The 13,923-nt window shown below is 62.2% G+C and carries 17 protein-coding genes; 2 read left to right on the forward strand and 15 right to left on the reverse strand.

Annotated elements, in window-relative coordinates; translation table 11 throughout:
* Position 1: 1 nt before the first annotated feature.
* The 13 genes from HW090_RS07365 to HW090_RS07425 form a co-directional block, all read right to left on the reverse strand.
* A complete protein-coding gene (locus tag HW090_RS07365; protein WP_179112901.1) occupies positions 2 to 1,396 on the reverse strand; it encodes an amino acid permease in 1,395 nt (464 codons plus the stop codon).
* Positions 1,397 to 1,442: 46 nt separating this feature from the next.
* On the reverse strand, positions 1,443 to 2,228 hold the full coding sequence (locus HW090_RS07370; protein ID WP_179112902.1) for a TatD family hydrolase: 786 nt from the start codon (positions 2,226 to 2,228) through the stop codon (positions 1,443 to 1,445).
* 69 nt (positions 2,229 to 2,297) lie between these two features.
* A complete protein-coding gene (locus tag HW090_RS07375; protein ID WP_179112903.1) occupies positions 2,298 to 3,284 on the reverse strand; it encodes a DNA polymerase III subunit delta' in 987 nt (328 codons plus the stop codon).
* Positions 3,277 to 3,909: a dTMP kinase gene (gene tmk / locus HW090_RS07380; protein WP_179112904.1), complete on the reverse strand. Its 633-nt coding sequence runs from the start codon at positions 3,907 to 3,909 to the stop codon at positions 3,277 to 3,279. The genes HW090_RS07375 and tmk overlap by 8 nt, the downstream gene beginning before the upstream one ends.
* Positions 3,909 to 4,964, reverse strand: coding sequence for an endolytic transglycosylase MltG (gene mltG / locus HW090_RS07385; RefSeq protein ID WP_179112905.1), 1,056 nt, complete (start codon positions 4,962 to 4,964; stop codon positions 3,909 to 3,911). The genes tmk and mltG overlap by 1 nt, the downstream gene beginning before the upstream one ends.
* On the reverse strand, positions 4,961 to 5,776 hold the full coding sequence (gene pabC / locus HW090_RS07390) for an aminodeoxychorismate lyase (RefSeq protein WP_179114854.1): 816 nt from the start codon (positions 5,774 to 5,776) through the stop codon (positions 4,961 to 4,963). The genes mltG and pabC overlap by 4 nt, the downstream gene beginning before the upstream one ends.
* Positions 5,776 to 7,020 carry a beta-ketoacyl-ACP synthase II gene (gene fabF / locus HW090_RS07395; protein WP_179112906.1) on the reverse strand — a complete coding sequence of 415 codons (1,245 nt, stop codon included), beginning with the start codon at positions 7,018 to 7,020 and terminating at the stop codon, positions 5,776 to 5,778. The genes pabC and fabF overlap by 1 nt, the downstream gene beginning before the upstream one ends.
* 161 nt (positions 7,021 to 7,181) lie before the next feature.
* On the reverse strand, positions 7,182 to 7,415 hold the full coding sequence (acpP, locus tag HW090_RS07400; protein WP_179112907.1) for an acyl carrier protein: 234 nt from the start codon (positions 7,413 to 7,415) through the stop codon (positions 7,182 to 7,184).
* Between the two features lie 184 nt (positions 7,416 to 7,599).
* Positions 7,600 to 8,340, reverse strand: coding sequence for a 3-oxoacyl-ACP reductase FabG (fabG, locus tag HW090_RS07405; protein WP_179112908.1), 741 nt, complete (start codon positions 8,338 to 8,340; stop codon positions 7,600 to 7,602).
* A gap of 10 nt (positions 8,341 to 8,350) precedes the next feature.
* Complete coding sequence (fabD, locus tag HW090_RS07410; RefSeq protein WP_179112909.1) at positions 8,351 to 9,292, reverse strand: ACP S-malonyltransferase; 942 nt, start codon at positions 9,290 to 9,292, stop codon at positions 8,351 to 8,353.
* Positions 9,293 to 9,376: 84 nt separating this feature from the next.
* Entirely contained in the window at positions 9,377 to 10,417 is a 1,041-nt protein-coding gene (plsX, locus tag HW090_RS07415; RefSeq protein WP_179112910.1) for a phosphate acyltransferase PlsX, read from the reverse strand.
* A gap of 2 nt (positions 10,418 to 10,419) precedes the next feature.
* Positions 10,420 to 10,602, reverse strand: coding sequence for a 50S ribosomal protein L32 (gene rpmF / locus HW090_RS07420; protein ID WP_041106089.1), 183 nt, complete (start codon positions 10,600 to 10,602; stop codon positions 10,420 to 10,422).
* A gap of 12 nt (positions 10,603 to 10,614) precedes the next feature.
* Complete coding sequence (locus tag HW090_RS07425) at positions 10,615 to 11,142, reverse strand: YceD family protein (protein WP_179112911.1); 528 nt, start codon at positions 11,140 to 11,142, stop codon at positions 10,615 to 10,617.
* A gap of 226 nt (positions 11,143 to 11,368) precedes the next feature.
* Between HW090_RS07425 and HW090_RS07430 the strand changes: the two genes are divergently transcribed.
* Positions 11,369 to 11,593 carry a DUF2061 domain-containing protein gene (locus HW090_RS07430; RefSeq protein ID WP_179112912.1) on the forward strand — a complete coding sequence of 75 codons (225 nt, stop codon included), beginning with the start codon at positions 11,369 to 11,371 and terminating at the stop codon, positions 11,591 to 11,593.
* Between the two features lie 82 nt (positions 11,594 to 11,675).
* A complete protein-coding gene (locus tag HW090_RS07435) occupies positions 11,676 to 12,254 on the forward strand; it encodes a nucleoside triphosphate pyrophosphatase (protein ID WP_179112913.1) in 579 nt (192 codons plus the stop codon).
* A 3-nt stretch (positions 12,255 to 12,257) separates the two neighbouring features.
* Here HW090_RS07435 and HW090_RS07440 read toward each other — a convergent pair whose 3' ends face one another.
* Both HW090_RS07440 and HW090_RS07445 read right to left on the reverse strand, forming a co-directional pair.
* The gene (locus HW090_RS07440; RefSeq protein WP_179112914.1) at positions 12,258 to 13,241 is read right to left on the reverse strand and encodes a S49 family peptidase; all 984 of its coding nucleotides are present in this window, start codon (positions 13,239 to 13,241) and stop codon (positions 12,258 to 12,260) included.
* Positions 13,231 to 13,917, reverse strand: a complete 687-nt coding sequence (locus HW090_RS07445; protein WP_179114855.1) for an HAD-IA family hydrolase — start codon at positions 13,915 to 13,917, stop codon at positions 13,231 to 13,233. The genes HW090_RS07440 and HW090_RS07445 overlap by 11 nt, the downstream gene beginning before the upstream one ends.
* Positions 13,918 to 13,923: the final 6 nt, after the last annotated feature.

The raw sequence follows: 13,923 nt of genomic DNA on the forward strand, positions 1-13,923 counted from the left end.
TTTATCCGCGGTTGGCCGATGACGACTGGCGCAGGCGATAGCAGAGCCAGATGAAAGCAACCCAGAACGGCAATGCGATCACCGACAGGCGAATGCCCGGAATCAGCAACATGGTGCCCAGCAGGAAGGCGACGAAGGCCAGACACAGGTAGTTGCCGAAGGGGAACCAGAAGGCCTTGAAGCCAGGCTCCACGCTTTGCGCCAGCATGCACTTGCGAAACTTCAGGTGTGCCAGGCTGATCATCGTCCAGTTGATCACCAGGGCCGCCACCGCCAGCGTCATCAGCAGCTCCAGCGCGTCTTGCGGAAAGAGGAAATTGACCAGCACACAGATCAGCGTCATCGCCGCCGATACCGCGATCCCCAGCACCGGTACGCCCCGCTTGTTGAGTTTCAGCAAGGCACGCGGCGCATCCCCTTGCGCCGCCAGCCCATAGAGCATCCGGCTGTTGCAGTAGACGCCGCTGTTGTAGACCGACAGTGCGGCGGTCAGCACCACGAAGTTGAGGATATGTGCCGCCGTGTCGCTGCCAATCAGCGAGAACACCTGCACGAAGGGACTGCCGCTGTAGGGATCGCCGGCCGCTCCGAGAATCTCCAGAAGCCGGTCCCAGGGATAGAGCGCCAACAGCAGGCTCAACGCCCCGATATAGAAAATCAGGATGCGGTAGACCACCTGATTGATCGCCTTGGGGATCACCTGGCGTGGGTTGTTCGCCTCGGCGGCGGTGATGCCCACCAGCTCCAGACCGCCGAAGGAGAACATGATGATCGCCAGCACCATCACCAGGCCACCGACACCGTTGGGGAAGAAACCACCGTGCTGCCAGAGGTTGGCAATACTGGCTTGCTCGCCACCCCGGCCACTGAACAGCAGGTAGCTGCCCAGCAGGATCATGCCTACGATGGCCACCACCTTGATGATGGCGAACCAGAACTCCGTCTCGCCGAAAATCCGCACATTGTTCAGATTGATCAGGTTGACCGCGACGAAGAACACCATGGCCGTGGCCCAGGTCGGCACCTCGGGCCACCAGTACTGCACGTACTTGCCGACCGCCGTCAGCTCCGCCATGCCAACCAGCACGTACACCGCCCAGTAGTTCCAGCCCGACAGGAAGCCCGCATAAGGCCCCCAGTACTTATGGGCGAAATGGCTGAAGGAGCCCGCCACCGGCTCTTCGACGATCATTTCGCCCAGTTGGCGCATGATCAGGAAAGCGATGAAACCGCCGATCGCGTAGCCAAGGATCATCGACGGCCCTGCGGACTTGAGCACGCCGGCGGAACCGAGGAACAACCCCGTACCGATGGCACCGCCCAGGGCGATCAACTGGATATGGCGGTTCTGCAGACCGCGCTCGAGCGACCTGCCGTGTGAAGAATCCGATTTCATCGGGTGCGCCTTGTCGTGTTCAGGGGAAGGACCGGTGACCCGATCCTCAATCGGCCACGCGGGCCAGGGGGAACAACCGGCGGAAATTCGCGCCAGTCTGCTCGACCAGTCGTTCGTAGCTTTCCCCGCGCAGCATGGCGAGGAACGTCGCGACCTCGCGCACATACTGTGGCAGGTTCGACTTGCCCCGGTGCGGCATCGGCGCCAGGTAGGGCGAGTCGGTTTCCACCAGCAGGCGGTCCGCCGGCACTTGGCGGGCAACATCGCGCAACGCATCGGCATTGCGGAAGGTGACGATGCCCGACAGGGAAATGTAGTAACCGAGGTCCAGCGCCGCTCGGGCCATGTCCCAATCCTCGGTGAAGCAGTGCAACACGCCCGCCTGTGGCAGGTCGGCCTCGCGCAACAGCGCCAGGGTGTCGGCCCGCGCCGCCCGCGTGTGCACGATCACGGGCTTGCCGGTGCTGCGCGCGGCCTCCAGGTGCAAGCGAAAGGAGCGCTGCTGGGATTCGGCGGTTTCCGGCTGGTAGTGGTAATCCAGCCCGGTTTCGCCGATGGCCACCACATGCGGGTGATCGAGCTCGCCCAGCAGCCAGTCCAGTCCCGGCTCACCACCTTCTGCGAGATCGAGCGGGTGAATACCGACGGAGCAATCCACGTCGGCATAACGCTCGCTCAGGGCCTTGACCACCGCAGCATTCCCGGCACTGACGCCAATGCAGAGGAAATGCCCGACGCCGCAGCTTCGAGCCGAGTCCAGCGCTGCATCCAGCGAACCCTCGAAAGGGCTCAGGTCGAGCCGGTCGAGGTGGCAGTGGGAATCTATCAACATATACGTCAGTGACCGAGGACATCAGAGGAACGGGATTGTAGCAAGCTTCGAGCCCGCAGCCTGAGCCCGCTACGCCTTCCCACTCAACCCCGCCCATTGCACCAGCAGCGCTTCGAGCAACAGCACACGGTTCAGGTTGGCCTTGCCGAGCACCTTCTGCCGGTGCGCCAGCAGCCAGTCCTGCAGGGCCAGTACCTGCCCGGGCGTCGACTTTTTCGCCAGGTACTGCAAGACCTTGTGCATGTCCACGGCACCCAGGTCCGCCTCATCCCCGGCCATCTGGCAGCGCAGGATGATATGCGCCCAGTCGCAGAACCAGTCGAACAGCAGCAGCAGCGGCACCGTATTCCAGCCTTCGGCCAACTGGCTGGGCGAGCTCTGCTGCTTGTGCAGTTTCTTGATGCCCTCGACCACCTGCTCGCGCATCGCCAGCACACCCTGCTCATGCAGTTTCAGTGCGGACAACGGCGAACCGGCGGCAAGGGCCAGCAATTCCTCACGCTCGCCTTCGGCCATCTGCGGCAAGCGTTCAGTCAGCCATGCCAGGCTCTGCTCCCGTGTCGGCAGCGGGCAAGCCTGCTGCTGGCAGCGACTCTTGATGGTGGGCAACAAACGGCTGGGCTGGTGACTGACCAGCAGCAGCACGGTGTTTCCCGAGGGCTCCTCGAGGCTTTTCAGCAGCGCGTTGGCGGCATTCAGGTTCATCGCCTCGGCCGGCTCCAGCAAGATCACCTTGCGTCCGCCAAGCTGGGCGGTCTGGGTCACGAAGCCAACCAGCTCCCGCACCTGATCGACACGAATGGCCTTGTCCGCCTCTTCCGGTTCGAGGATGAAATGGTCCGGATGGGTCTGTGCCGCCAACAACTGGCAGGCCTTGCACTGACCGCAGGCCCCCGTGTCCGTCGGCTGCTGGCAGAGCAGCAATGCCATCAGACGTTCTGCCAACTGTCGCTTGCCGATACCGGCCGGGCCATGCAGCAGATAGGCATGGGCATGTTGCCGGCGACCGGCAAGTTGCAGCCAGAGCGCCTGCTGCCAGGGAAGCGTTTCAGCCATGACGGCGTTCCAACAGCTCCGGCAGCAGAGCATCCAGCGACCGTTGCACCTGCTCCAGCGATTGCCCGGCATCGACCACCCGATAGCGCTGCGGCGCTGCGGCGGCACGCTGCAGGTAGGCCGTCCGCACCGCCTCGAAGAAGGCACTACCCTCCTGCTCGAAACGATCCAGTCGCCCACGGGCAGCCGCCCGCTTCAGGCCGACCTCGATCGGCAGGTCGAACACCAGGGTCAGGTCGGGGCGCACATCACCCTGCACGAACGACTCCAGTTGCGCGATGCGCTCGGAGGGCAGCCCGCGGCCGCCGCCCTGGTAGGCATAGGTGGCATCGGTAAAGCGGTCACAGAGCACCACACAACCCCTCGCCAGTGCCGGCAGGATCACCGTTGCCAGATGCTGGGCGCGTGCCGCGAAGACCAGCAGCAGCTCGGTATCGCTGGCCATCGCCTCGTCGGACGGCGTCAGCAGCAACTCACGGATACGCTCGGCCAGCGGTGTACCGCCCGGCTCGCGGGTCATCAGCACATCACAGCCAGCCTCGCGCAGGCGCGCCGCCAGGTACTCGCGATTGGTGCTCTTGCCGGCGCCTTCCGGGCCTTCCAGGGTAACGAACAGTCCGGCCATCAAGGCTTCTCCGGGGTAGCGGCGGGGGACGGACTAGATCGGTAGTCCGCGCGACGCTTCAACTGATATTCGCGCACTGCACGGTTATGCTCGGCCAGCGTCTCGCTGAACACATGGCTACCGTCGCCACGCGCGACGAAATACAAACTCTTGCCATCGGCCGGGTGCAGTGCTGCATGAATAGCCTCGCGCCCGACCATCGCGATAGGCGTCGGCGGCAAGCCGGCCTGGGTGTAAGTGTTGTAGGGCGTAGGCCGGCGCAGGTCGGCGCGGGTAATACGCCCGCGATAATCCTCGCCCATGCCATAGATCACCGTCGGGTCGGTCTGCAGCAACATCCCCAGCCGCATGCGCCGCACGAAGACCCCGGCGATTTCGCCGCGCTCGTGGGGCACGCCGGTTTCCTTCTCGATGATCGATGCCATGATCAATGCCTTGTAGGGATCGTCATAAGGCAAGCCCTCGGCACGTTGTTGCCACTCCTCCTCCAGCACCCGCTCCAGACGCTCGGCGGCCTTCTCCAATAGTTCCAGATCGCTGAAACCTCGGGTATAGCGGTAGGTGTCGGGGAAGAAACGCCCCTCGGGGTGCAAGCCGGCGCGCTCGAGCCGCTGCATCACCTCGCCATCCGACAGATCGGCCAGGGTCTGCTCCAGCTTGGGCTGGGCCGCCAGGGCCGCACGCAACTGGCGGAAATTCCATCCCTCGACCAGGGTCAGGCTGTATTGCACCACCTCGCCACGCTGCCAGAGGCCGATCATGTCCTCTACACTCATGCCTGGCAGCAAGCGGTATTCGCCGCTGTGCAGCGCCTGGGCCGGGGGATTGAGGCGCCAATAGACCCGCAGCCAGAAGGCATCGCGTAGCAGGCCTTCGGACTCCAGCCGCAGGAAGAGGCGGTTCGGCGTATCGCCCGGTCGTACATCGAGCAGGTGCTCGGCCTCAAGGCCCAAAGGCTGTTCGAGCGCCTGTGTCTGTTTCCAGGCCACGAACAACGCGCCTGCACCGACGAGCGCCAGGCAGAGCGACAACAGCAGGAGAAGTCTACGAATCACGAAATACCCGAATGCTCAGACAGAAGAGCCTGGAGTTTACGGGTGACGCCGCCAACCGGCCAGATGCGCTGCTGCAATCGGCGCACCGGCCAGATGCCATACAGGCTGTTGCACAGGAAGACTTCCTCGGCACGCTCCAGCGCCGCAATGGAGACATCCCTCTGCTCGACCGGCATCCAGGACGCGGCCCGTGCGATGATTTCCGCACGCATCACCCCGGCGACACCGCAACGCTGCAACGAAGGCGTCAGCAGGCGACCATCGAGCACTAGGAACAGGTTGCTGAACACGCCCTCGATGACTCGCCCCGAGGTGTCGCACATCAAGCCCTCGGCATAGACAGGGTCCTGCCACTCCCCTCTCGCCAGCACCTGCTCCAGCCGGTTCAGGTGTTTGAGTCCGGCCAACAGAGGCTGCTCGGCCAGGCGTGTGCGACAGGGAAACAGTTCGACCCCGGCGTCGGCATTGACGGCAGGATAGGCCGGCAAAGGCGAGGCCTGGAGGATTCGCCTGGGCAGGCAAGGTTCCGGAGGGGCGTAACCACGCTGACCATCGCCGCGGGTGACGATCAGCTTGGCCACGCCCTGGTCGAACTGCGCGCAATAAGCCAGCACCTCGCGGCGCAGCACGGCATCGTCCAGAGGGATTCGCAGGCGGCGACAGCCTTCTTGCAGGCGCGCCATGTGTCGCTCGAACAGACAAGGTTGCCCGCCCTCGACACGCATCGTCTCGAACAGCCCATCACCGTAGGCCAGTGCTCGGTCGCGAATGGTCAGCCGCTCGTCGGGCTGACCATCGACCCAGCTCGCGATCACTCGGAGAACCGGCGGAACACCAGCGAACCGTTGGTCCCGCCAAAGCCGAAGGAGTTGGACAATGCCACCTCTATCGGACGCTGCTTGGCCTGGTGCGGCACGAAGTCGAGGTCACAGCCTTCGTCCGGCTCATCCAGGTTGATGGTCGGCGGTGCCACCTGGTCGCGGATGGCCAGGATGCTGAAGATCGCCTCGACGGCACCGGCGGCACCCAGCAGGTGACCGATCATGGACTTGGTGGAACTGACCGACAACGCATAGGCGTGCTCGCCGAACACACCACGAATGGCGGCGGCCTCGGCCTTGTCGCCTGCCGGGGTGGATGTACCGTGGGCGTTGATATAGTCCACCAGCGCCGGATCTATGTGCGCATCCTGCAAGGCATTGCGGATGCAACGGGCCGCACCGGCGCCGTCTTCCGGCGGGGAGGTCATGTGGTAGGCATCGGCACTCATGCCGAAACCGATCAGCTCGGCGTAGATGGTCGCGCCGCGCGCCTTGGCATGCTCCAGCTCCTCCAGCACCAACGCACCCGCGCCGTCGGACAGTACGAAGCCATCACGGCCTTTGTCCCACGGACGGCTGGCGGCAGCAGGATCGTCATTGCGTGTCGACAGCGCCCGCGCGGCGGAGAAGCCGCCAATACCCAGGCCACTGGCCGCCATTTCGGCGCCCCCGGCGATCATCACATCGGCTTCGCCATAGGCAATGTTGCGCGCCGCCATGCCGATGCAATGCGTACCCGTGGTGCAGGCCGTGGCGATCGCATAGTTCGGCCCCTGCAACCCCAAGTGGATCGACAGGAATCCGGACACCATGTTGATGATCGAGCCCGGCACGAAGAAGGGAGATATACGTCGCGGACCTTGCTCGAACAGCGTGCGGCTGCTGCTCTCGATATTGGTCAGGCCACCGATGCCGGAGCCCATCGCGACACCGACGCGCTCGCGATTGGCGTCGGTTATTTCCAGTCCGGAATCACGCACCGCCTGGAAGCTGGCGGCCAGTCCGTACTGGATGAAAAGGTCGAGTTTGCGTGCTTCCTTGGCGGGCAGGTACTGCTCCACCTCGAAGCCTTTGATCGCTCCGCCGAAGCGGGTCGGGTATGCGGAAAGATCCATGTGATCGAGCAGGGCGATACCGCTGCGGCCGGCCAGAATACCCTGCCAGCTACTCGGCACATCGTTACCCAGTGGCGACAACATGCCCATCCCGGTGACCACGACGCGTCTACGCGACACAGCTTTCTCCTTACATCTTGAACCCGCCCAGGACTGAGTCGGCGGTAGGAACGATCATGACCCCGTACAACGCGGGCCACGTTTGACTCTGCATCAAAGATAAAGCCGCACTACCCAGCTAGAGGCAGTGCGGCTTTACCGGTTCGAAGCTGGATTACAACTTACTGCGCGGAGTTGATGTAATCGATGGCTTCTTGAACAGTGGTGATCTTCTCGGCTTGCTCGTCCGGGATTTCGGTCTCGAATTCCTCTTCCAGAGCCATCACCAGCTCAACGGTGTCAAGAGAGTCGGCACCCAGGTCTTCGACGAAGGAAGCGCTGTTGGTAACTTCGTCTTCTTTGACGCCAAGTTGCTCGGCAACGATTTTCTTGACGCGTTCTTCGATGGTGCTCATACCTTGTTTTAACTCCTATGGAAAAATCCAGGCAGCTGGTGCGCGGTAGTGTATAGAAAGCGTTTTCCGCATTTCAAGCCGAAAGGGGCGTGATATGCACCCACTTCCAACCTTCTACCTCTAAGCCAGCCACCGTTTATAACTGTTTAACAGTCAATATTCTGCGTCGATCGGCCTCATCGACTCACATGTACATGCCGCCATTCACCGGGACGGTAGCCCCGGTGACATAGGAGGCGGCATCGGATGCGAGGAATGCGACGACCTTGGCAATCTCTTCGGCCTGGCCGAGACGTCCCAACGGGATCTGTCCCTGCAGGGCCTCACGCTGAGCTTCGGGAAGCTCACGCGTCATGTCCGTATCGATGAATCCTGGCGCCACGGCATTGACCGTGATGGCGCGCGAACCCACTTCACGCGCCAGGGCACGACTGAAACCTTCCAGACCGGCCTTGGCTGCCGCGTAGTTTACCTGCCCAACGTTGCCCATGGCACCAACCACGGAGCCGATACTGATGATTCGCCCCCAGCGCGCCTTCGTCATGCCACGCAGAACGGACTTGGTCAGGCGGTACAGGCTGGTGAGGTTGGTATCGATGACATCGCTCCACTCATCGTCCTTCATGCGCAGCATCAGATTATCGCGGGTGATGCCGGCATTGTTGACCAGGATGGCAATCTGCCCGAAACGCTGCTGGATCTGCTCCTGCACGGCGCTGACAGATTCATCACTGCACACGTCCAGCACCAGGCCGGCACCTTCGATGCCATGGCTCTTGAGTGTCTCGTCGATACGCTCGGCGCCGCCGGCCGACGTGGCGGTACCAACGACAATGGCGCCCTGCCGCCCGAGTTCGAGCGCAATGGCCTGACCAATGCCACGGCTGGCGCCGGTAACCAGAGCGACTTTACCTTGCAGACTCATAGGGTTCTCCTTATTGAACCAGTGCGCCACGGGTGGCTGCGAAAGCTTCCGGGGTATCCAGATTGTAAGTGTCGACGCCCTTGACGCAGCGCTTGTTCAGGCCGGACAGCACCTTGCCGGGACCGCACTCGACCAGCGCGGTAACGCCACGCGCCTGCAGTTCGACCACCGACTCGACCCAACGCACCGGGCTGTAGAGCTGTGCCAGCAGGTCGCGCTTGAGTGTGTCGAGGTCCTCGACCACTGCCGCACTGACGTTCTGCACCAGCGCGATCCTCGGTGTTTGCCAGTCGATGTCGGCAACAGCCGAAGCGAAGCGTTCGGCAGCCGGACGCATCAGTGCGCAATGGGAAGGAACGCTGACCGGCAGCGCCATCGCACGCTTGGCACCACGCGCCTTGCAAGCCTCGATGGCACGATCGACTGCGGCCGCAGCGCCAGCAATCACCACTTGCCCCGGTGCATTGAAATTCACCGCACTGACCACTTCGCCTTGAGCCGCCTCGGCACAAGCCGCCAGCACGTCGGCATCTTCCAGGCCGAGGATCGCAGCCATGCCGCCCTGCCCGGCCGGCACCGCCTGCTGCATCAGTTGCCCACGGAGTTCGACCAGTTTCACCGCATCGGCCAGCGCCAGGCTGCCCGCCGCGACCAGCGCCGAGTATTCACCCAGGCTGTGTCCCGCGACGAAAGCAGGCTGCGCACCACCTTCGGCCAACCACAGGCGCCACAATGCCAGCGAGGCGGTGAGAATGGCGGGCTGGGTGCGATCGGTACGGTTGAGCTCCTCGGCTGGCCCCTCCTGGGTCAGCGCCCAGAGGTCGTAGCCCAGTGCTGCGGAAGCTTCCGCGAAAGTATCTTTCACCACACTCTGCTGGGCACCCAGCTCGGCCAACATGCCGAGGGATTGCGAGCCCTGCCCGGGGAAGACGAAAGCGAGCGATGCGGACATTGAAAGGTTCTCTTGTGGTTCTGTTCGTCGTTGAAAACACGCCCCGAAGGGCGTTGCGAGTATCCGATTGGATGGCCGGCGACCCTATGCGGTCACATCCGGCGGCTGGCGACCGGTCACCAGCAACTGCTCCAGGCGGTCATGCAGACGCTGCGGCAGGTTCTGCTCGACATCCCTGGCCGCGCGAAGAATAGCAGCCTTGAAACCCTCATGACCTGCCGAGCCATGGCTCTTCACCACGATCCCTTGCAGTCCGAGGAAGCTGGCACCGTTGTATTGAGCAGGTGCCAGATCGCCCTTGAGACGGCGCAACAAAGGCATCGCCAGCAGCCCAAGGAAACGCGTGAACGGCGAGCGACGGAACATCGCATCGGCCCGCGCCGCGACCATTTCCACCAGCCCCTCGCTGGACTTGAGCAGGATATTGCCGACGAAACCATCGCACACCGCGACATCCGCCTCGCCACGAAAGACCCCATCACCTTCGATAAAACCCCGGTAATGGATATCCACCGCCCGCTCGAGCAACAGCGCCGCCTGCTTGACCTGCTGGTTGCCCTTGATCGGCTCCACCCCGACATTGAGCAGTGCGACCCTGGGCCGCGCCACGCCGAGCGTCTGCGCGGCGACCGAGCCCATGACAGCGAACTGATACAGATGCTCGGCATCGCAGTCGACATTGGCCCCAAGGTCGAGCAGCAGACAGGGTGCAGCTTGCGTCGGAATAGCCGTGACCATCGCAGGGCGATCCACTCCCGGCAGGGTCTTGAGGATATGCCGGGACAACGCCATCAACGCCCCGGTATTGCCGGCACTGACACAGGCATGCGCCTGACCGTCACGCACCTGCTCGAGCGCCAGACGCATCGATGAGCGCGGCTTGCCGCGCAGCGCCTGGGTCGGCCGCTCATCCATGCCAACGACTTCTTCGGCATCGATAATCGACAGGCGTGCGTGATCGACGCGACCATACTTGGTCACGAGCTCTTCTAACAGGGAACGTTGGCCAACCAGGGCCAGGCACAGCGAAGGGGAATCAGCCAGGCATTCGAGACTGGCCGGAACAATGCAACGGGGACCGAAGTCCCCGCCCATTGCGTCGATCGCGATAATCGGAGCGGACAAGATTACTCGTCAGCGCCCTTGTCGATCACTTTGCGACCACGGTAGAAACCGTCCGGGGAAACGTGGTGGCGCAGGTGAACTTCACCAGTGCTCTTTTCCACGGACAGGGCGTTCGCCTCAAGGGCGTCATGCGAACGACGCATGTCGCGGGCGGAACGGGATTTTTTGTTCTGCTGAACAGCCATCGAGATCAACTCCTAAACGTTTGGGTCACGCTTTAACTGCGCCAGTACGCTGAACGGGTTGGACCGCGTTACCTCGTCCTCACTCGGTCCGGGCACTTCAGGCCCAGCCGGCGGCTGGCAAATTTCATGGTCATGGAGTGGAACAATCGGCAGAGCGAGCAACAGCTCGTCTTCGGCCAGCGCCAGCAGATCCAGAGGATCTTCTCCCACTTCCAGCACGTCGTAGCCTTTGGGCAAATGCTCGGTGCTCTTTCCCTCACCAACGACTGCATACTCGCACTCGCTGTAGACGGGTAAGGCAACCTGCTCAAGGCAGCGCTGGCAGATCATCGTGACCTCGACCTCGAGCTGACTGCGGATAACCACGGTATTCTGCTCGTCACGCCCAAAACTGAAACGGGCATGCACCACACCCTGATCCCCTTCAAGGGGCTCAGTCAGTCGAGCGAATCCGGACAGCGGTATATCACCTTCAAGGGTAATGGCCCGGTCTGCCAGCTTGCGCGGATCGACGTGCGGAGGTATTGGTCCTTTAAACATAAGCGCGGCATTCTAGGGATGCACTCAAAGCCTGTCAAAGGAATTCCCACTGGACAGCTTCAAGCGCCAAGGGAACATAGCCGGGCGACATCCGGTTAGAGCACTGGCCTTTCCGATAGCCAATAGAGTCCAGCTATCAAAACAATGAGGATGCGGAATTTCCTTATCCCCCTCCAAAACCCTAGCCTTACCCTCAAATGAGACACGACTCCATTCGAGGTGCGCCATGCTCAAGACACTGACCTTCACCATCATGCACTTTTGCATTGCCTTCGGCGTGGCCTACGCCCTTACCGGCAGCATCGCTGTCAGTGGACTGGTGGCAGCCGTCGAACCCCTGTGCAACTCGGTGGGTTTCTATTTCCACGAAAAGGTATGGCAACGCTTCGAGAAAAACCGCGCCGCGCCGGCCAGCCGCCCCACACATGCCTGGCTGCATCATCACGCCTGAGGGACTGCAACGCTAAAGAATGCCAGGCGGAAAACACCCGGCACAGCCGCTACAATGCGCACCCCGCGACAGGAAACCGGCCATGCGCAACATTCTATTAGCCTCCAGCTCCCGCTACCGCCACGAACTGCTGCAACGTCTCCGCCTGCCTTTCGAAAGCGCGGCACCGGATATAGATGAAAGCCCAAGGACGGAGGAAAGCGCTCGCGACCTCGTGATGCGCCTGGCCCGGGAAAAGGCTCAGGCACTCGCAGGCAACCACCGCGACCACCTGATCATTGGCTCGGATCAGGTTGCCGTACTTGGCGAGCGCATCCTGGGCAAACCCCACACTTTCGAGCGCGCCTGCGAACAACTCAAGGCTGCCAGCGGCAGAAGCGTCAGCTTCCTCACGGGATTGGCATTGCTCGACAGCCACACAGGCCGACTGCAACTGGACTGCATCCCCTTCACCGTTCACTTCCGCGAGCTGAGCGATACATCCATCGAGCGCTATCTGCTGGCCGAACAGCCTTACGACTGCGCCGGCAGCTTCAAGTCGGAAGGCCTGGGAATCAGCCTGTTCAGGAAGACCGAGGGAGAGGACGCCACCAGCCTGGTCGGACTGCCGCTGATCAGGCTGGTGGACATGCTGTTGAACGAGGGTATCCAGATACCCTGAACCTCAACGCAACTGAGGGCCTTGCAATCCGACCCAGATGGACAAGTGCTCGGCGATACTTGCCCCGAGACGCTTGGTGAAACGATCGAAGGGTGTTTCCTTGATCGTGAAGTCAACCAGGTTCGGCTCACCGACGACCTCGCGCGCCACATAGGACGTGCTACCCAGGCCATCGATCAAGCCCAGTTCCAGCGCCTGTTCGCCAGACCAGACCAGGCCGGAGAACAGCTCCGGATGCGCCGCGACCTGCAGCCGCTCCCCACGCCCAGCCTTGACGCTATCGATGAACTGCCGATGCGTAGTCGACAGCACCCCCTGCCAGAACTCCGTTTCATCGGCTTTCTGTGGCTGGAAGGGGTCAAGGAACGCCTTGTGCTCGCCCGAGGTATAGACACGCCGCTCGACCCCTAGGGACTTCATCGCATCGACGAAACCGAAGGTGGCAGCCGTGACGCCAATGGAGCCGACCAGACTGGACTTGTCGGCATAGATCTCATCGGCGGCACTGGCTATATAGTAGGCGCCGGAAGCCCCGAGATCGGTGATGACCGCATAGACCTTGACCTGCGGGTACTTTGCACGCAAACGACGGATTTCGTCATAGACATAGCCCGACTGCACCGGACTGCCGCCAGGACTGTTGATGCGCAGCACCACCGCCCGGCTGGCCTCATCGGCGAAGGCCGCACGCAAGGCACCAATCAGGTTATCGGCACTGGCAGCCTCTTCATCGGCAATCATGCCCCGGACATTGATCACCGCGGTATGTGCTGCCGCTCCCGACTGGCTCGAGCCAAGCGGCAAGGACGGCGAAAAGATCAGCAGTGCGGCAAACAGGTAGCCAAACGTCAGCAGCTTGAAAAAAATCCCCCAGCGCCGCGCCCGACGCTGCTCCTGCACACCTGCCAGCAGGGTTTTCTCCAGCAGCTTCCAGCTCTTGCGATCCTGCCCATCATCCTTGACCGGCTCTTTCCATTCACCCGACACGTTCATTCATCCTGTTCAGAGTGTTTGCCTGCAACCATTCGCCCAGTTGCGAAAAGTGCTCGATCGCCAGCTTCGGTCCGTGCTGGCGGAGAACATCCAACGATTGCGCGCCATAACCGACAGCCACCGAATCCATCTCGGCATTGCGTGCCATCTGCAGGTCGAAGACCGAATCACCGATCATCAAGGCCCGAGAGGGATGACAATCACAGATCGAAAGAATTTCATGCAACATGAGCGGGTCAGGCTTACTCGCCGTCTCATCGGCCGCCCGCGTGACATCGAAGAACGTTTGCCAACCCTGCCCGCTCAGCACCTTGTCGAGCCCAAGACGGCGCTTTCCCGTGGCCACGGCCAATTGGTAACCCTGCTCACGAAAGGCCAGCAGCGACTGCCGAACCCCATCGAACAACGCCGACGGCTGCTCCTCCAGGGCCAGGTAGTGCTGCCTGTAGCCCATATGGAAACGCTCGCGCAGCGCCTCATCCTGTACATGCGGGTAGAGCACATCGATAGCGCGGGACAGCGACAAGCCAATGATCCCGCGAATGCTCTCGTCGTCGCACACCGGCAGGCCGCAGGCGACCGCCCCCACTTTCACCGATTCGACGATGCGCTCGATGGAGTTGGCCAACGTGCCGTCCCAGTCGAAAATCAGCAGTTGATAGCTACCCACGTCGCT

The sequence above is a fragment of the Pseudomonas sp. ABC1 genome (genome assembly GCF_013395055.1).
GTDB lineage: Bacteria > Pseudomonadota > Gammaproteobacteria > Pseudomonadales > Pseudomonadaceae > Stutzerimonas.